General features: G+C 63.0%; 13 protein-coding genes and 1 pseudogene. 11 read left to right on the top strand and 3 right to left on the bottom strand.

Annotation, left to right across the window (positions count from 1 at the left end; translation table 11 throughout):
• Window positions 1-67: 67 nt before the first annotated feature.
• Window positions 68-1,318 (top strand): formylglycine-generating enzyme family protein, encoded by a 1,251-nt coding sequence (locus tag EHF44_RS10345; protein WP_124683666.1) that lies wholly within the window; start codon window positions 68-70, stop codon window positions 1,316-1,318.
• 12 nt (window positions 1,319-1,330) lie between these two features.
• Here the strand turns inward: EHF44_RS10345 and EHF44_RS10340 are convergent, their stop codons facing one another.
• Window positions 1,331-3,460 carry a serine/threonine protein kinase gene (locus EHF44_RS10340; protein ID WP_124683665.1) on the bottom strand — a complete coding sequence of 710 codons (2,130 nt, stop codon included), beginning with the start codon at window positions 3,458-3,460 and terminating at the stop codon, window positions 1,331-1,333.
• 405 nt (window positions 3,461-3,865) lie between these two features.
• Between EHF44_RS10340 and EHF44_RS10335 the strand changes: the two genes are divergently transcribed.
• From EHF44_RS10335 to EHF44_RS10310, 5 genes are all read left to right on the top strand, one after another.
• Window positions 3,866-4,141: a hypothetical protein gene (locus EHF44_RS10335; RefSeq protein ID WP_124683664.1), complete on the top strand. Its 276-nt coding sequence runs from the start codon at window positions 3,866-3,868 to the stop codon at window positions 4,139-4,141.
• A gap of 69 nt (window positions 4,142-4,210) precedes the next feature.
• Window positions 4,211-4,477: a hypothetical protein gene (locus EHF44_RS10330; RefSeq protein ID WP_124683663.1), complete on the top strand. Its 267-nt coding sequence runs from the start codon at window positions 4,211-4,213 to the stop codon at window positions 4,475-4,477.
• Between the two features lie 82 nt (window positions 4,478-4,559).
• On the top strand, window positions 4,560-4,826 hold the full coding sequence (locus EHF44_RS10325; protein ID WP_124683662.1) for a hypothetical protein: 267 nt from the start codon (window positions 4,560-4,562) through the stop codon (window positions 4,824-4,826).
• Window positions 4,827-4,974: 148 nt separating this feature from the next.
• Window positions 4,975-5,190: a hypothetical protein gene (locus tag EHF44_RS10320; protein ID WP_124683661.1), complete on the top strand. Its 216-nt coding sequence runs from the start codon at window positions 4,975-4,977 to the stop codon at window positions 5,188-5,190.
• Window positions 5,191-6,040: 850 nt separating this feature from the next.
• The gene (locus tag EHF44_RS10310; RefSeq protein ID WP_124683660.1) at window positions 6,041-7,939 is read left to right on the top strand and encodes a DEAD/DEAH box helicase; all 1,899 of its coding nucleotides are present in this window, start codon (window positions 6,041-6,043) and stop codon (window positions 7,937-7,939) included.
• A 64-nt stretch (window positions 7,940-8,003) separates the two neighbouring features.
• Here the strand turns inward: EHF44_RS10310 and EHF44_RS10305 are convergent, their stop codons facing one another.
• On the bottom strand, window positions 8,004-9,260 hold the full coding sequence (locus EHF44_RS10305) for an SUMF1/EgtB/PvdO family nonheme iron enzyme (RefSeq protein ID WP_124683659.1): 1,257 nt from the start codon (window positions 9,258-9,260) through the stop codon (window positions 8,004-8,006).
• A 141-nt stretch (window positions 9,261-9,401) separates the two neighbouring features.
• Window positions 9,402-10,505 carry an L-histidine N(alpha)-methyltransferase gene (egtD, locus tag EHF44_RS10300; RefSeq protein ID WP_124683658.1) on the bottom strand — a complete coding sequence of 368 codons (1,104 nt, stop codon included), beginning with the start codon at window positions 10,503-10,505 and terminating at the stop codon, window positions 9,402-9,404.
• A gap of 582 nt (window positions 10,506-11,087) precedes the next feature.
• Here egtD and EHF44_RS10295 point away from each other — a divergent pair.
• The 5 genes and pseudogenes from EHF44_RS10295 to EHF44_RS10275 all read left to right on the top strand — a co-directional run bounded on the left by EHF44_RS10295 (window position 11,088) and on the right by EHF44_RS10275 (window position 17,166).
• Complete coding sequence (locus EHF44_RS10295; RefSeq protein WP_124683657.1) at window positions 11,088-11,804, top strand: TerC family protein; 717 nt, start codon at window positions 11,088-11,090, stop codon at window positions 11,802-11,804.
• A gap of 110 nt (window positions 11,805-11,914) precedes the next feature.
• Window positions 11,915-12,193, top strand: a pseudogene (gene thyA, locus EHF44_RS10290) (thymidylate synthase); the annotation flags it as partial.
• A gap of 107 nt (window positions 12,194-12,300) precedes the next feature.
• A complete protein-coding gene (locus EHF44_RS10285; RefSeq protein ID WP_124683656.1) occupies window positions 12,301-13,443 on the top strand; it encodes a tyrosine-type recombinase/integrase in 1,143 nt (380 codons plus the stop codon).
• The gene (locus tag EHF44_RS10280; RefSeq protein ID WP_124683655.1) at window positions 13,433-15,295 is read left to right on the top strand and encodes a hypothetical protein; all 1,863 of its coding nucleotides are present in this window, start codon (window positions 13,433-13,435) and stop codon (window positions 15,293-15,295) included. The genes EHF44_RS10285 and EHF44_RS10280 overlap by 11 nt, the downstream gene beginning before the upstream one ends.
• Window positions 15,292-17,166: a hypothetical protein gene (locus tag EHF44_RS10275; protein WP_124683654.1), complete on the top strand. Its 1,875-nt coding sequence runs from the start codon at window positions 15,292-15,294 to the stop codon at window positions 17,164-17,166. Before EHF44_RS10280 ends, EHF44_RS10275 begins: the two co-directional genes overlap by 4 nt.
• Window positions 17,167-17,520: the final 354 nt, after the last annotated feature.

The raw sequence follows: 17,520 nt of genomic DNA, 5'->3' as shown, positions 1-17,520 counted from the left end.
GAAACGGCCGGTACCGCGTCACGGCAACTCCACACCGCACGCCGCGGCGATCCTGAAGGGGGTGAATATGTGGCGGAAAGCATTTGTCGTGGCGCTGCTGGCGTTGGGCGCGGGGGTGGATGGCGACGGCCGGCACTGGGCCGCCGTGGCCACGGATGCGCTGGTACCCCCGGCCCGCGCGGGCATCCTGCCCAAGAACAGCGACGAGCAGTACGAGCTGTCGTTCTGGGATTCGATCAAGAACAGCACCTACGCCGCCGACTACGAGGCGTACCTGAAGCAGTACCCGAACGGCCGCTTCGCGGCGCTGGCCAAGACGCGGCTCGAACGGATCCGCGCGGCCACGCCGGCACAGCCCGCACCGGCACCTGCGCCAGCGCCGGCCGCCAAGGCGGAACCGAAACCCGAGGCCAGGGCGGAAACCAGGGCGGAAGCCACCAAGCCGCCGCCAGCCGCCAAACCCGCCCCCACCCCGCCTCCGTCCGCCAGCGGCCAGCCGCGCACACGCGCGGGCGGCGCGATCTCGCAGGGCACCATCACCTATCCCGCCGAGGGCAAGGAAGCGCCCGCCGCCGGCGCGGCGCGTCCGGCCGAGGCCAAGGGCGGCGAGTCGCGCGACTGTCCGCAGTGTCCCGTGATGGTCAGCCTGAACCCGGGCGCGTTCACGATGGGCAGCAGCACCAGCGACCCCGCCGAGCGCCCGCCGCACCAGGTGAACGTGGGCCGCCCGTTCGCCATCGGCAAGTACGAGGTCACCGTCGAGCAATGGAATGCCTGCGCCGACGCCAACGCCTGCCCGCGCATTGCCACCAACCCCGCCGACGCGCGCAACGCGCCGGTGCGTGACATCAGCTGGGACGACGCGCAGCAGTACGTCGCGTGGCTGTCGAAGACCACCGGCAAGCCCTACCGGTTGCCCACCGAGGCCGAATGGGAATACGCGGCGCGCGGCGGTACCAGTACCGCGTTCTGGTGGGGCGACAAGATGAGCAAGGGCAACGCCAACTGCAAGGACTGCGGCGACCCGTGGAGCGATGCCGCGCCGGCCAACGTGGGATCGTTCGCGGCCAACCCGTACGGCCTGCACGACATGAACGGCAGCGTCTGGGAATGGGTGGCCGACTGCTGGCACAGCTCGTACAAGAACGCGCCCACCGACGGCCGCGCCTGGGACGAACCGGCCTGCACGGCGCGCGTGATCCGCGGCGGGTCGTGGCGCGAGGGCGCCAGCTACATGGTGTCGTCCACGCGGTTCAAGTACAGCACCAGCGTGCGGCAGTCCCAGAACGGATTCCGCGTGGTGCGCGACGCCCGGTAGCCGGCCCGGCCCCTATTTGGCGCGCGTCGAGATCTGCACGATGTCGGCGCTGATCTTCTCGCGCCCGTGCTTGCTGGCCATCTGCGCCAGCGGCTTTTCCAGCGCGCGCAGGTAGTCTTGCCGCGTCTCCACCTCGGGCCGGCGCGCCGGGAACAGCGGCGCCGGCGTGGTCAGCAGCACCACCAGTTCCGTGCCGAATGGCTTCGAGATGACCCAGTCGCCGCTGTCGCCCACCGTGGCGCTGTAGCTGGCCGGCGCCTGGTTGCCCTGGACGCGTCCGCTGGGCACCAGGTGCGCCACCTTGCCGTCGGCCGCGAAATAGTCGACGTAGACATACGATTCGTGCGGCGGCGTGTTGACATCGAGCACCAGCGGCGTGCCCTCGGTCAGCTGCGTGCCGCCACGCGTGCGCAGCAGCGCGCCGGACTTGTCGGCGGCCTTGTCCCCCACTCCCGCCCGCTGGCCGCCCGACCAGTACGGCGCGACCAGCCGCACCACATCGCACTTGTCGGCGGTCAGCGGCGCGGCGTCCAGCTTCAGCGTCTTCACGCCGGGCAGCTTGCCGAGCTTGTCGCGCAGGCCCGCCAGCGCCGAATCGGCCACGTAGCCGTCCACCGCCAGCGTGTTGCCTTCGATGTTCGCGTGCAGCAGCGCGCACGGCGTGGCGGCGATGACCTGAGCCACGGCCTCGGGCTTGAGCGGCACGGCCTCGGGCACGGCCGGTTCGCGCACAGCGGGCGCCGCAGCCTGGGGCGGCGGGCGCGCGGCATCGGGCGACGGCTGGTGGCTGCGCCAGAAGTAGACCAGCACGCCCGTGGCCAGCGCCACGCCGGCAATGACGCTGCCGGCGATCACGGGCAGCCCCGTGCCCACGCTCTGCGGCTCGGCGCCCAGCCCGGCCAGGAACTGCTTGACCGTCGGCGTGCGCGTGGCGCGATCGAGCGAAAGCGCCTGGCGCAACACCTTCCACTGCCCGCGCGACAGCGTGCGCGGCTGCACGGGCTTCAGGTTTTTCGCGCGGGCCTCGGTGGCCGACACGCGGTTGTACGGATGCCTGCCGGTCAGCAGTTCGTAGCTGACGCAGGCCAGCGCGTAGATGTCGTCACGCGGATCGGGCTCGCGGTGCTCGAACATCTCGGGGCTGGCGTAGGCCGGCGTCATGCCGCCGAGCGAGCCGGGATCGAACACGGTCTGGTCGGCGTCGTCGGCTGGCTGCTGGAAGCCGCGCGCGATGCCGAAGTCGATCACCTTGACCTCGCCGCGGTCGGTCAGGAACACGTTGGCGGGCTTGAAATCGCAATGGACGAAGCCGCGCTCGTGCGCGTAGGCCAGCGCGCTGCCCATGCCGACGATGATCGGCATCGCCTTGATGTACGGCAGGCCCTGGAATTCCGGCGAGCGCAGCACGCGGTTCAGCGACTTGCCCTGCAGGTATTCCATGGTCAGGAAGACCGTCGGGCCATCGCGGTCGAAGTCGTAGACGGTGACGATGTTGCGGTGGGCGAGCTGCTGGGCCTTGCGCGCCTCGCGCTGGAGCGCGATCAGCGATTTCGGATGGCCGCTGAACTGCATGTTCAGCACCTTGATGGCGATGTACGGCTTGCGGTCCGACGCCTCCAGCTTGCGCAGGTCCAGCGCCTTGTAGACCGTGCCCATGCCGCCCACGCCCAGGCATTCCTCCAGCACGAAGCGGCCGTTCAGCGTGTCGCCCACGCCCTTGGTGGGCCCGGACGGCACATGGCCGCCCGTGAACAGCGCGCCGTGGCTGCCGCCCGTGCCACCGGTGGTGCCCGTGGTGCCGCCGGTGCCCGTGCTGCCCGTGGCCACGCCGCCCGGCGCCGCCGCGCCGTAGCCGGCCAGGTCGGGCTCGATGCGGGTTTCCTCGCCGGGGCCGGGCGGCGCGTGCCGCACGTCGCCCATCGGGTCGAACTGCGTGGACAGGTGCGAGTCGATGCGATGCAGCACCTCGGCATAGACGGCCGGGGGCAATGGAAAGCGCGTGTGTTCCTCGGCGAGCACGCGCGCGAACTGGGTCGAGTCGGTCTGATCGTCCTTGAGGGCCAGATCCACCGATGCAAGGAATTCGTCGCGGCTCATGCTGCCGCGCTGGAAATCCCGTATGAGTTCGGTCAGGCTGGACATCCGGTGCATCCCGACGAGTGGTGGCCGAGGGTGGCCAACTGGCCGCGCCCTCATGGGCGCAACCGTTGCATCACGGCACGTTGCCTTCGATGGATACTAGTGCGCACTCCGGCCATCCGCAATGCCGCCCTGCCCGGCCGCGCACGCCCCGGCGTTGCCCCCGCGCCGACACCCGACACCATTCTGTTGGCGCGGCCCCACCACCGGCCCGGCCCGCGCGTAGCCCGCACCCCATCGCACGACCCGCCCCGCAGCCCGCAAACCGTTGCGGCACAAGGCTCGCCGGCTTTTCACGCCGCGCCGGGCCCGCGCTGGCACGCTTGCTGCGATATCTGGTCCGAGCGCGACACCAACCCGATGCTCATCACCTGACCCGAAGCACCCCTTCCTCTCAAGGAGACCATCATGACCACGCTGACCATCAAGGACCTGTCCTCCACCGAAACCCTCGACGCCCGCGCCTGCCGTGCCGTGCGCGGCGGCATCGCCATCCTGCCCGTCACCACGGTCTACAGCCCGTTCAAGCTGTCGATCGACAAGGTGTTCACGGTCAACCAGTCGAACCAGCAGATGCAGCAGGTGGGCAACTACTTCGGCAACGGCTCCGCCTTCCAGGAAAACATGCACAACACGGTGACGACGAACCAGTACGCGCAGAACAACGTGTACCACCCGGCCTGAGCCCCTGGCCACGCCACCGCACAGCTTTTACCCAGACCCACGCACCACACCACCCGCTAGGAGACTGCCATGAGCACCCTGACCATCCTCGACCTGTCCAGCACCGCCACCCTCGAAGCCACCCGCATGAAGTCCGTGCGCGGCGGCCTGGGCCTGATCGCCCCGTGGACCAGCGTCTACGCCCCCGTGAAGCTGTCGTTCGACTCGCACGTGAAGATCGACCAGCAGAACCAGCAGATGCAGGAGGTAGGCAACTACTTCGGCAACGGCTCGGCGTTCCAGGACCACCTGTCGAACACCGTGCGCACGAACCAGTACGCGCAGAACAACGCCTGAGTCAGCCGCCGGCCGGACGGGCGCCGCCCGCAGGCGCCCGCCCGGCGGCCCGCACCCACCGCACTTGCATCAGGAGTCCACCATGTCATCGATCATCGTCCGCGACCTTGCCGTCAGCAAGGACCTCGACCAGCAGTCGCTGTGCGCCATCCGTGGCGGCGCCGACTGGTTCGGCAAGATTGCCGCAGCCGGCCCGCTGGTGAACATCAACATCAACCAGAGCGTGCAGCAGTTGCAGCAGGTGAACGTTGCCGCCTTCAACAACAACAAGATCGTCGGCGTCGACCTGGGCAACCTTGCGCTCAACGTCAAGCCGACGCAATGGGGCGGCAACCTGGCCGTGGCCTGAACGCCGCGCCAGGCAGGGGCCTGCCACGTGCCCGGCGCATGCGGCAGCACCCCTCGCCTATACTGAATCGGGCCCGCGCCTGCCCCGGCGCCGCCCGACCGGCGCCGTTGCGGCCGGCCGTGGCAAGGCCCGCTCGCTGGAGAACGCCATGGCAGTCATCGTCATCAAGGATTTGTCGGAGAACATGGACCTCGACCGCGAGGCCATGACCGCCATCATCGGCGGCGCGCGGCTGGCCGGCAGCTATCGCTGGCAGGCACACCGGCGCCAGCCGCTGGCGCGGTTGATCCAGTATCCGGAAGGTTTTCCCGGCATATCGCAGGTTGCAGGGCAGGAACGGGAGACCGGGCGCACGCGCAAGTAGGGCCGCAATCCGGGCCCCATCGGCTGCGCGCGACGCCAGGTCGCTAAAAAGAAGAAGCCCGCCAAGCAATTGGCGGGCTTTGGCTGCGGACGGGCCCGGACCTCCTGGGTCTGCGTCGCCGGCGGCTTCCGGTCATTCCGGTGCCACGCAGGTTGCCCCATGGTTCCGCCCATGACGCGGACGCCCATCCGGACCACCCGGACAGTCGAAGGAAACCTGGCCATGGCATGCATGACCGCAATGCCGGCGCCGAGTGGCAAGCGAACCTTGCCAAAGGCAGGATCAGCGGGACTGTGGAACGTCCGCCCCGTGCGGGCAGGCAAGCCCGCGCTCTGGAGTATAGGCAGCGGTCCCCCACATGCAAGCGGCTTCGGCCGGCCCGGGCGGCGGGCCGCCATTTACGTTTGATTACGTTTTCAACGGCCGCGCGCTTGCGCACCGCAACAAAAAACTCGGGGTTCTGCTATACTCCGCGCCGTGAGTTTCGCACTGTGAGTTCCGCACCGCGCCCCCGGCACCCTGCCGTGGCGTATCCGCTACCTCCCAAGATCTGCTCCCTGCCTCTGTCATCACACGATGTTCCGACAGGTGCCTGGCCAGAACGCACCGCTCACCTGACGTCGCCTCGTCTCCGATCCTGATAACAGCCTGTCATTGTTGAGCTGTTTGCCTGCCAGGGATTTTCGGCCGGTTAGCATTTTCCAGCCGCCCCCTGCCTGCCGCCGTATTGCCAGCTGAGTCTGTCGAACGGCCTACCGATTGGCGCCGAAGCCTTTTTAAGACTTTGCACTTGCGCCCACCCCTTTGCGCACACTGCCCGGGGGTGCCATGCATTTTTATTACGTACGACATGACCCAGCACGAAGATTTCCGTGCGGAGCAGCCTTTTGCTTCCGCCGCCGACGCCACTGCCACGCCCGCCGCTGCCGTGAGCCCGCTCGACAAGCTCGACGCCCTGCTCAACGCCGATGCAGCACCGGCCGCGCCGGCGTCGCCGGCTCCGGAAAGCGGTTTCGCAAATCTCGGCCTTGACGCCGCCATCCTGCGCGCCCTGGCCGAAGCCAACTACAACAACCCCACCCCGGTACAGGCCCAGGCGATTCCCGCCTTCCTGGCCGGCCGCGACCTGCTGGTGTCCAGCCAGACCGGTTCGGGCAAGACCGCCGCGTTCATGCTGCCGGCGATCCAGCGCATCAGCGAAAAGCCGGCGCCGAATCGTCCCAGCGAGCCCGCCAAGCGCATGAAGGGCAAGCGCCCCCGCCCGGCCGCGGCCCAGCCGTCGCTGCTGGTGCTGACGCCGACGCGCGAACTGGCCCTGCAGGTGACCGAGGCCGCCGCCAAGTACGGCCGCCACCTGCGCCGTATTGTCTGCGCCAGCATCCTGGGCGGCATGCCCTACCCGAAGCAGCTCGCCATGCTGTCGCGCATGCCGGACATCCTCGTGGCCACGCCGGGCCGCCTGCTCGACCATATCGAAGCCGGCCGCATCGACCTGTCCGCACTGGACATGCTGGTGTTCGACGAAGCCGACCGCATGCTGGACATGGGCTTTGCCGATGACATCGACGCCATCGTGGCCGCCACGCCGGCGTCGCGCCAGACGCTGATGTTCTCGGCCACGCTGGACGCCCGCATCGCCCAGCTTGCGTCGCGCCAGCTGAAGGACCCGCAGCGCATCGAGATCGCCGCCGCGCGCGCCGACCACAGCAACATCGAACAGCGCCTGCACTTCACCGACGACATGTCGCACAAGGAACGCCTGCTCGACCACCTGCTGCGCGACTCGTCGCTCAAGCAGGCCATCGTCTTCACGGCCACCAAGCGCGATGCCGACTCGCTGGCCGAGCGCCTGTCCGACACCGGCTTTGCCGCCGGCGCCCTGCACGGCGACATGACCCAGGGCGCGCGCAACCGCACGCTGACGGCCCTGCGCCGCGGCAACCTGCGCGTGCTCGTGGCCACCGACGTGGCCGCGCGCGGCATCGACGTGCCCGACATCACCCACGTGGTGAACTTCGACCTGCCCAAGCAGGCCGAGGACTACGTGCACCGCATCGGTCGTACCGGCCGTGCCGGCCGCTCGGGCATCGCCATCAACCTGGTGAACCACGGCGACATGTTCCAGTGGCGCCGCATCGAGCGCTTCACCAACCATCGCATCGACGCGTCGGTGATCGAAGGTCTGGAACCGCGCCGCACGCCCAAGCCGCGTTCGAACTTCGGCGGCAAGCCGGGCGGCGGCCGTGACGGCTTCCGTGGCAACGGCGGCGGTGGCTACCGTGGCGGCAACAGCGGTGGCGGCTATCGTGGCAACCGTGAAGGCGGCGAGCGCAGCTTTGGCGACCGCAGCTTCGGCGGCGGCGAGCGCAAGTTCGGCGGCGAAAACCGCGGCTTCGGCGATCGTGGCGAGCAACGCGGCTTTGGCGGCGAGAACCGTGGCTTCGGCGATCGCGGCGAGCAACGCGGCTTCGGCGACCGTGGCACCGGCGGCTATCGCGGCCAGGGCCAAGGTCAGGGTCAAGGCCAGCAGCAACGCAGCTTTGGCGGCGAGCGCAGCTTTGGTGGCGAACGCAGCTTTGGCCAGCGCGACGGCAACCGTGGTGGCTTCGGCAACCGCGAAGGCGGCCAGCGCGACGGCAATCGCGGCAGCTTCGGCGGCGAGCGCAGCTTTGGCGACCGCAAGTTCGGCGACCGCGGCGGCTTTGGCGGCCAGCGCAACGGCAACAGCCGCTCGCGCTACGAGCGCTGATCGATCAGGCTGGAAATGAAAAAGGCACCTTCGGGTGCCTTTTTTTGTGGCTGCGCTTGCATCCTCACACCGCGCAAGTCCTGAATCCAACGAACGACACGTCGTCCTCGGGCAGCAGTGCCGTACGGGCGCGGACGTGGCGCAGGCGGGCGGGGCTGGCGAACGAGACGCCGCGCACGGCCTGGTGGGTGCCGAAGCGGCCGATGATCTCGCCGTCGGTGGGTTCGGCGGCAAAGCCCAGGTAGGGCTCGTACGGGGTGGCGGTCCATTCGCGCAGCGCGCCCCATTGCAGGCCGCGGTTCTGCGTGGCGGCCAGTTCCCACTCCACCTCCTGCGGCAGGCGGCGGCCGGCCCAGACGCACCACGCCTGCGCCTCGAACAGCGTCACGTGGCGCACCGGTTCATCGGGATTGAGCGTGCGTTCGGTACCAAAGCGCGTGTTGACCCAGCTACGGCTGACCGCGTGGCGCAGCCAGTAGCGCGGCGCCGAGCGCTCCTGTGTCATCAGCCACTGGCGGCCGGCGGCCGACCAGTACGACGGATGCTCGTAGCCGCGGTCTTCCACGAATTCCAGGAACTGGGCGTTGGTCACCAGCGCCGCGTCGATCTCGAACGCCGGCACGTAGACCTTCTGCGCGGGACGCTCGTCGGGCCAGGCAAAGCCGTCGGCATCGGGCCAGCCCTGCGTGAAGTTGCCGCCCGGGAAATGCAGCGTGCCGGCCGACGACACCGACACCCCCGGCACGATTGCCGCCGGTTCCACGGGCGCCATTTCCAGCGCCTGCAGCAGCGTGGCGACGGTTTCGCCCTGCACGTCCTCGTAATGCAGCGCGCGGCGGAACGCGTACAGCGTGTCGTCGTTGTCGTCGGGCAGCAGCGCGATGCGGCGCAGCAGGCCGTCCAGCACGCGCGTGGCGTACTGCTTGACCACGGCCACGTCGGGCAGCGCGATTTCCCAGCGCTCGTCCGGGCCAATGCGCTCGGGGTCGAACCATTCGTCGGCGCCATCCAGCAGCGATGGCTCGCTGGCCACCGGCAGGCGGATGCCGCCCTGCTCCAGGTGCCGCACGCCGCGCAGACACCACCATTCGGCGTGCCAGGCGATATTGCCGAGCGTCCACAACGGCGGGTTGCCATCGTACTGGCGCGGCACGGCCCAGCCCTTGCGGGTCTGGCCGAAGGCACCCAGCCACGCCAGCGTGCGGTTGCGCGATTCCACCAGCGCCTGCGCCAATCCCTCGCGCGGCAGCCGGCGCGCGTCGGGCCACGCCGCAGTGCCGCCGTTGAAATGGAGATCGGGAAGCATGGAGAAGCCGCTCATCGGGACGTCCGTGTCAGAGGGGTGAACGAAATCGCCGGCGCCAGGCCGGCTGCGCGCATTATGACACCGCGCGCCGGACCGTTCCGGCGCGCGCCGTTTCACCCTGCCGGCGGCGCGGCTACCCCGCCGGCCGCGCCACCGTCAGCCGCGTGCGTGGAACACGGCGAACCAGCCGCGCGGATCGGTCCAGCTCACGGGGTCGGTAAAGCCGGCGGCCTCCAGCAGGATCGCAAAATCCTCGGGCCGGTACTTGTGCGAATCCTCGGTGTGGATGCGCTCGCCGGCTGCAAAGCGCCGCTCGCCGCCGGGCCAGCGCACGGTCACGTCGCGCAGGGCCTCCAGGTGCATCTGGATGCGCGACGCCTGCGTGTCGAACGTGGCCGCGTGCCGCCAGTCGTCGATCGCAAAGTCGCTGCCGACGATGCGGTTCACGTTGCGCAGCACGTTGCGGTTGAACGCGGCGGTCACGCCCAGCGCATCGTCATAGGCGGCCACCAGCGTGTCGGCCGGCTTGAACAGGTCCACGCCGATCAGCACGCCGTCGCCGGCGCTGGTGGCGGCGCGCAGCCGCTGCAGCAGCGCCAGCGCCTCGATCGGCGTGAAATTGCCGATGCTGGAACCGGGATAGAAGAACAGGCGCCGGCCGCGCCGGACGCTCGGCGGCAGGTCCAGCGGCGCGCACAGGTCGGCGCCCAGGCCCAGCATCGGGATATGCGGGTGCTGCTGCTGCAGCCCGTTCAGCGTGCCGCGCAGGAAATCGACGGAAATGTCGACGGCCACGTACTGGGCCGGCTGCAGGCTCGGGAACAGCCGCGCGGCCTTCTGGCAGTTGCCGGCGCCCAGATCGATCAGCACGCAGCCGCTGCCGGCGCGGGCCGCGATGGCCGGGGCGGCCGTGGCGAAGATCGACGCCTCGGTGCGCGTGGGATAGTACTCGGGCAGGTCCGTGATGGCTTCGAACAGCCGGGAGCCCAGCACGTCGTAGAAGAACTTGGGGCTGATGCGGGCGGGGCTGCCGCTCAGGTCCTCGGCAATCTCGGTGCGCAGCGCGCCGCTGTCCTCGCGGTACTGCTGCACGAATTCGGGCTGCAGGCCGGCACGGGCATGGCCGTTGCCAACGACGATGCGCGGCTCGGGCGCGATCTCGGGCGTGGCGTGGCCGTTCTGGCGGTGGGGGGCGTTGTTGCGGGAGGTGGGGCGGGAGGTCTGGGTGTCGGGCGTCTGGAGCGTAGTGGAGGCCGGCATGACGTTTCCTTGTTGTCTGGGCACTACGGTGAATCCCTCTCTGCAAACCCGCACGGACGCGTCAGGTCGGTGCGGCTGGGCCGGGATGCGCGCCTGTCCGGTCTGGCGCACATCTTCCGGGCCAATCTTCATAGCATAGGTGCATATGCTTATACCTGCGTGACACGTTGCATCACTTTACAAACTGCCGCACGGCGCTCATGTCTGATCCTGAATACATACAAACCCCACCCCGGCAGCGCAACATTTTTCATCGGAGTTCCCTTATAATCGCGTCCAACGTGCTGGCCGGAAGCATCCGGTCATCACGCATCCCTTCCAGAAAGGGAAGTTAAAGGGGAGTAGCTTGGGGGCATCGAATGCCCTTAGCACAATCGTCATTCCGAGACGTCCGCACGTCTCCGGTTGTGCTGACCCTGGCGCGCATTCCGCGCCAGCCAGTCGAGCAAGACCTTTGCACACCTGGTTTCTACGGTTTGCAAAGGCGGCCCCATCCCGCTTCGGCGCGCTTCCGCAGATCCCAGGTGCAACAAGAAACCTTGCCGGCCATTGGCCAGCATTTTTGGCACCTTAGGAGCGTACATGGAGTGGTTTACCGATCTGTTCACGATGCAGTTCCTGACAGCGTTGCTGTCGATCGTCGTCATCGACCTGGTCCTGGCGGGCGACAACGCCATCGTGATCGCGCTGGCGGCGCGTAACCTGCCGCCCCACCTGCAGAAGAAAGCCATCGTCTGGGGCACCGTCGGTGCCGTGGTGGTGCGTTCGGCGATGACCATCGGCGTGGTCTGGCTGCTGAAGATCCCCGGCCTGCTGCTCGTGGGCGGCCTGGCGCTGGTCTGGATCGCCTACAAGCTGCTGGCCGCCGAGGAAGACGGCGACGAGCACGGCTCCGGTGCCAATACGCTGGTCGGTGCCATGAAGACGATCATCATCGCCGACGCCGTGATGGGCGTGGACAACGTGCTGGCCGTGGCCGGCGCCGCGCACGGCAGCTTCCTGCTCGTGGTGCTGGGCCTGCTGATCAGCATCCCCATCGTGGTCTGGGGTTCCAGCCTGGTGCTCAAGCTGATGGCCCGCTTCCCGGCCGTGATCTTCATCGGCGCTGGCGTGCTGGCCTTCACCGCAGTCAAGATGGTGCTGCACGAGCCGCTGACCAAGGCCTGGTTCGAAAGCCAGCCCGTGGTCTACTGGGGCCTGTACGTGGTGATCATCGGCGGCGTGCTGGGTGCCGGCTACCTGACGCAGAAGCGTCGCGGCGAGCGCGAGGCCGCGCAGAAGCCGGTGGAAAGCCACTGACCGGCCTGTTCGCCTGACCGGAAAGCCGCCTTCGGGCGGCTTTCTGCTTTCAGGCTAGAATTCCCGCTTTGCGCCCCGGTGGCGCACGTCACATTCCCTTCCCCGCGCCGATGAAACAGTACCTCGACTTCATGCGCCATGTTTTCGAACACGGCACCGAAAAGTCCGACCGCACCGGCACCGGCACGCGCTCGGTGTTTGGCTACCAGATGCGCTTCGACCTGAACGAGGGCTTCCCGGTCGTCACCACCAAGAAACTGCACCTGAAGTCGATCATCCACGAACTGCTCTGGTTCCTGCAGGGTTCGACCAACATCCAGTACCTGAAGGAACACGGCGTCACGATCTGGGACGAGTGGGCCGACGCCAACGGCGAACTTTTTCCCGTCCGCTAAACCCTTTGTTCAGTACAAGCAGCTTCGGCTGCTTTTTTTGTCCTTGAAGTGTTTTATTTCCCTCCATAGACTGATGTTCAGTACGTCAGTACGAGGGTTTCATGGACATCTCTTGGACCACCTACGACAGTCACCTAGCGTTCCTCTTTGTTGACGAGCAGGAACGGATTATCGAGTTTCCGACTGAGTGGATGCGGTCCCAGGCCAAATCTGCAAAGAAACTGGCCGATGGGACCCAACATCGCTATGCAGAAAAGGTTCGCGACCTATGCAGGTTCCTTGGTCGACACCCAATCTATGGGCAGTGGCGTGTAGACGACGCCCTCCGGCGCATGAACAGAGTGATGCTCAACGAGTTCTATCGCTCACTTGAATCGCTCGGCCAAGGACCCGCCGCAGTTCGGCTTGCGGAAGTTGCCATCAAGGAATTCACGAACTGGTTAAACAGCGACGAAGCTAACTATGCCCACACGCGGCCACTTTATCCAGAGCACGCTCCCTTAATCACGCCCCCTCCCATAAAGAGAATCCCACGGTACTTGACAGAGCAACAGGTCATACAACTACTGTCAGGACTCCATTACGAAGCTCAGCGTCTAGTAGTTCACTTCGTCTATGACACGGGGCTGCGCATTTCCGAAGTGCCTAGAGTTCTTAAGTCGGACTTGCCGGACTGGAGACACTATCCCGACGGCATGATGTACTTCCCTCTATTAGTTAGAGGCTCGAAGGGTCGAGCCCGACAGTTGAAAGAACGTTACACGATAATCTCTCGTCCCTTACTTTCGCGCATTGCCAAGCATCACAATACCAAGAGCTATCTATTCAACTACGACTTCGACAACCACCGTAAGCCGGCATTACTGAATGTCTTTGGAGATGTTTGGACAGAGGACGCCATAGAATCGCTTTTGGTTCGCGCGAAAGTGCGCGCTAAACTAGACGACGCGAGTTGCCATCGATTGCGTCATGGAACAGCCTACTCCGTGTTGCGCAGCGACCATGGCAAAACCATGCTGGACAATCTGGTCATTACCCAAAAGATGCTCGGGCACGCCGATATTGGGACAACCGAGATTTACACCGCTATCCCAGCGCCGGTCCTTGCCAAGATTCGTAATGCATACGGCATCTCCGAAGCAAAGCCCCGATTCGAGGAAGCGCAGCAAATTTTTGACAAGACATATCTGCCAGAGAAGAAGGAACCACCTAAGAAGCGAATTGGGGTCGTTAATGGTGAATAAAACCGTCCCACTCCATCCGAACACGCACAATCACGTCCCCAAGCCTACAGCAGAAAACCCGTTTGTTCAGCTCGAATGGATTTTCGCGCTGCGACAGTCTCGAGTTCCGAGCGAAAGTGGTCAAGGCAACTACAGATACGCGCTCAAGTTCTACCTTAGATTTGCCCGAGAAAAATATGGCGAATCGCCTTTTATTTTGAAAGAGCGCTGGGGTCTACTCGCGATGGTGGTGTTCAAGACTTGGCTTCTCTCGCAAGAGAATGCGGACTCACCGCAACTTTCTAATCACACTGCTGTTGGAATCATGAGTGCCGTTCGGCAAGTCATGGCGGACGCTGTAACGTTGGACCTTACAGCGGAACGAGACATAATAAATGCCCCGATGGGGAGTGCTCAAAGCGCCACGGACAAAAATGCCCCATTCTCGGCAGACGAACTCGCATCCATTTTAGAAGCCGTCAAGACGGACTTCCATTATACGAATGCTGTCTTGAAAGGTTACGTCAAAACGGGACTAGGACGAGACCCCGAACAGCGCCCGCCTTCAGGCACGATAAACCCCAGAGACTACGCAAGACACGGCTACGGTTGGAACTGCGAGAACAATCTCCGCTGGTACTTCGAGAATAGAATGGCTTGTCGTGCCATTTCTTCTGCAGATATTTCCGCGACAGCTCATCGGGGATTCTTTAGGGGGTGCATTCGATACTTCGGCGGAATTTTCGAGATTTATAAACGTTGGGGGGTAACCCCCTTGAATGACCGCGACATCTTGTGCCCACTCTTCATTCAGCTCAGTTACCTTACGGGCCTAAACCCTTACTCGCTTTGCGGACTGCGGGTTGATTGCCTTAGCGAGCATCCACTTACGGGAACGCCCGTTCTTCGCTATCTCAAACTTAGGTCTGATGGCGAGAAGGAGCTGTTGCTCGACTTACTTAACAATCCACAGGCAAAGTTACCATCTGACGTTGAAAGCGTGGAAATGCCTTTAAAGCGTGAGCATGCTATTCTGGTAGAGCGCACCGTCAAAAAAATCCTGCAGCTTACGGCCCCAATTAGACAACAGCTCGATTTTCCCTCCGAACTTAGTTCGATGCTGTTTGTGTACCAATCCTCCGGTAATAACTGCCGCGGAGAATATCAGAGCGTCCCCCCCTGGAAAGCCAATCAGTGGTGCCGAAACATGGGCGAAAGGCACGCCTTGAAGAATCAAGACGGCGAGCGGTTGGTTTTCACCTTGGTTCGATTCCGCCCGACGCGCTTGACCGAGATGGCTGCTCAGGGTAAGGACTTTTTCGAGATTCAACACGCCGCCGGACACAAATCAATTCGACAAACTCTCGCCTATATTCAAAAACGAACAATGGATGTCATTGCTGAGCGAGAGGTAACAAATGCGTTAGAAACTATTTGGAACAATAGAGAAGAATACGCAAAACAAACGAAGAAAACTCCAGAATACGCGGGCATTATCTTTCACGGACTTATGTCGAGGTGTAAAAATGTATTTGACCCACCTCGAGCTGTACAACTTGCTGCGGACTATGTACCCGGACAGGCATGCACGCGATTCAACATGTGCCTGCTTTGCAAAAACATAGTCGTTTTAACTCCTCACCTCCCTATACTCGCACACTATCGTACTCAACTTCGACGCTGCCTCGACAACTCCGCCTTGGATGTACCAATCGTCTCCCTCTACGAAAAATCGCTGGCGGTTCTAGACCAAATTTTCGACCCTGACACGAGTGAATTTGACGTAGAAGAAATTGAATGGGCCATAGCAGCATCTGAGAACTTGGATTTTGTAATCGACCCATTGACTTATCCTGGCGGGGAGACGGCATGAAATCCGAACCATTTCAATCCTGCGCAGAGCTTAGCGAGCTTTTCCCAGAGGGAATTACTAGAGAAACATCAGTTTCAAAAAAATCCAAATTTGGTCACGATGAATGGGATTTCACTGATAATGGGAATCCACGCCTACTCCATTACACGCACTCTAACTTGATCATCGCCTGGCACACGAAAACATCCCAAGCGTTTCCATACACACCCTTACCTGACGCCATTATTCTCGTACTTAAATTGCTGGCACTTCTTTTGTTGCGCGCGCCCCATACCGTTAATGGCCGTAGCAAGGCAAAATCCAACAACCATCCGACCACAGTCTGCGGATACATGAGGCCTTTAATCGCCTTCTTTGGGCATCTCAACGAAAAATCCCTGCTAGAAGAGGGGACATTAGCGCCGATTTCCACACTGAGCGATGTCACACTGAAGCATTTACGAGAATCTCTTTCGGATTGGAATGTCGGGCGTGGCTCAGACTTGCGAAGGCTGTTAAAAATGATATGCAGCCCAATTATTAAAAATACATGCAAGGGATTTTCCCCCCACTGGTCCGGTGGTGACATCCGACTTCTCAGCTTCCGTCCTAACGGTCACCGGGAAAATTATGAGCCAGTCATTCCAAATGCACTTTTCCAGCATATATCAAAGTGCGCCACGAATGACGTGGTAGGATTTTTGCGTTTCATGCGCGAGCATCCTGCCTCAGACGTCCCAGGCGAAATCCCTATAGAACTATCAGATATTAGTCGCCGCAGTTATGGCCGGGAAGCTCACGAGGCCTACATACAGCATATACAGTCAAAAACGAAACAGGCTCTCGAAGAAATCAAAAAATTCGGCGTTTCATTAGGGGTTCTACGGGACTATCACATTAGAGTTCATCATGCCGCATGCTCCCTTATTTGCCTTTACACCGGTGGACGATATACCGACCTTAGAGGCTTTAAGAAAGGATGTCTAAAAAAGATTGGTGGGATGTGGTTTATTTCAGGCACGCATATAAAACACCAGGACATAAACAAGCCCGCCGACATGGATTTCTGGCCGGCCATCCCTATTTTGCGGGATGCACTAAAATGCCTAGAGCATTTCTCAGAACTCACGTTCAATCAATACCTTGTTGCCGGTCTACAGCTAAGAGATGAGCCTGGCCCATACTCGCCTAACGGCCTGGCAGGCGCGCTCCAAAACTACGTGAAACGGATTGATGCAAATGGAGCATGGGAGCATACCTCGGTTTCGAGCCAGCGATGTCGCCACACGCTGGCATATCAACTTGCTAGGGCGGACCTCGGCTTGGTGTTCATCTCGCATCAGCTTAAGCACCTGCACAGCGCGCTCAGGGCAGCCCCCCCGCAGGTCACATTGAATTACGGCCGCATATCCGAACTGAAATTTGAACAAGCATTGTTCTCGCCCGGCCTGCACTATGAACTCGCAGAGAGCCTTTACGACCCTGATAGTCCACTCGCAGGGGGTGGTGCCAGCGAATTCTCCCAGCGGAGGAAGCAATACTTCGAGGGCCTGTTGGCTAGCGGAATGACAAAAGAAGAAATTCTCGAGCGCCTCGCTGGCCAGCCGATACCACTTTCCAGCGTCGGCATGGGTTTCTGCCTAGGAAAACGCGAAATCAAGAACAAGGACGGCAGCATACAAAAGCCGCCCTGTATCGGGTCACTGATGTGCGCTCCCGACACCTGCAGCAACGCCGTTATCACAACGCATCACGTTCATATGTGGAAGAAAGTCGTGACTCAAAACGAGGAGCTCGCGGCTTGCCCGACGATGCAGCATGCAAAAACTGAGCTAGTTAGCACCGCCAATCGCGCACGAGAAATACTTGCTGGCCTTGGAGTGTCGGAATGAACGAAGGTCTACAGCTTCCTTACGATGAGCGCAACGAGCAGGACTTCCTTGCCATGACCAAGCGCATACAGGCGGCGTTGGACACGATGAGGACTGACAGAAGGGTCAAGAGAACCGAGACAAACCTTGCTAAACTTGCCGACTGCGCTCGCGGTACACTACACAATAGAAAGTGGCCCATAAGTTGCTTAAAGCAACTGAAAGAGGAAGCTCGTCAAGCGCGAGAGCAGGTTCAATCACCGGCCCCAAGGGTGACAGAGACCGCTCGGGTAGACAAATACCGAGAACAACTCGCTCTGAGTCGGGACGAGTTACTCGCATGGAAGTACAAGCATGACGACCTGCGCGCGCGAC

The organism is Cupriavidus pauculus, from assembly GCF_003854935.1.
GTDB classification, from domain to species: Bacteria; Pseudomonadota; Gammaproteobacteria; order Burkholderiales; family Burkholderiaceae; genus Cupriavidus; species Cupriavidus pauculus_C.
Note: the sequence above shows the minus strand (reverse complement) of the source record. Positions and strands in the feature narration are given on the sequence as shown.

Coding starts and splice junctions, on each gene's coding strand:
- EHF44_RS10340 (WP_124683665.1), bottom strand. CDS start 3,460: ATGTCCAGCCTGACCGAACTCATACGGGATTTCCAGCGCGGCAGCATG.
- EHF44_RS10295 (WP_124683657.1), top strand. CDS start 11,088: ATGGAGTGGTTTACCGATCTGTTCACGATGCAGTTCCTGACAGCGTTG.
- EHF44_RS10285 (WP_124683656.1), top strand. CDS start 12,301: ATGGACATCTCTTGGACCACCTACGACAGTCACCTAGCGTTCCTCTTT.
- EHF44_RS10280 (WP_124683655.1), top strand. CDS start 13,433: ATGGTGAATAAAACCGTCCCACTCCATCCGAACACGCACAATCACGTC.
- EHF44_RS10345 (WP_124683666.1), top strand. CDS start 68: ATGTGGCGGAAAGCATTTGTCGTGGCGCTGCTGGCGTTGGGCGCGGGG.
- egtD (WP_124683658.1), bottom strand. CDS start 10,505: ATGCCGGCCTCCACTACGCTCCAGACGCCCGACACCCAGACCTCCCGC.
- EHF44_RS10275 (WP_124683654.1), top strand. CDS start 15,292: ATGAAATCCGAACCATTTCAATCCTGCGCAGAGCTTAGCGAGCTTTTC.
- EHF44_RS10325 (WP_124683662.1), top strand. CDS start 4,560: ATGTCATCGATCATCGTCCGCGACCTTGCCGTCAGCAAGGACCTCGAC.
- EHF44_RS10330 (WP_124683663.1), top strand. CDS start 4,211: ATGAGCACCCTGACCATCCTCGACCTGTCCAGCACCGCCACCCTCGAA.
- EHF44_RS10310 (WP_124683660.1), top strand. CDS start 6,041: ATGACCCAGCACGAAGATTTCCGTGCGGAGCAGCCTTTTGCTTCCGCC.
- EHF44_RS10320 (WP_124683661.1), top strand. CDS start 4,975: ATGGCAGTCATCGTCATCAAGGATTTGTCGGAGAACATGGACCTCGAC.
- EHF44_RS10335 (WP_124683664.1), top strand. CDS start 3,866: ATGACCACGCTGACCATCAAGGACCTGTCCTCCACCGAAACCCTCGAC.
- EHF44_RS10305 (WP_124683659.1), bottom strand. CDS start 9,260: ATGAGCGGCTTCTCCATGCTTCCCGATCTCCATTTCAACGGCGGCACT.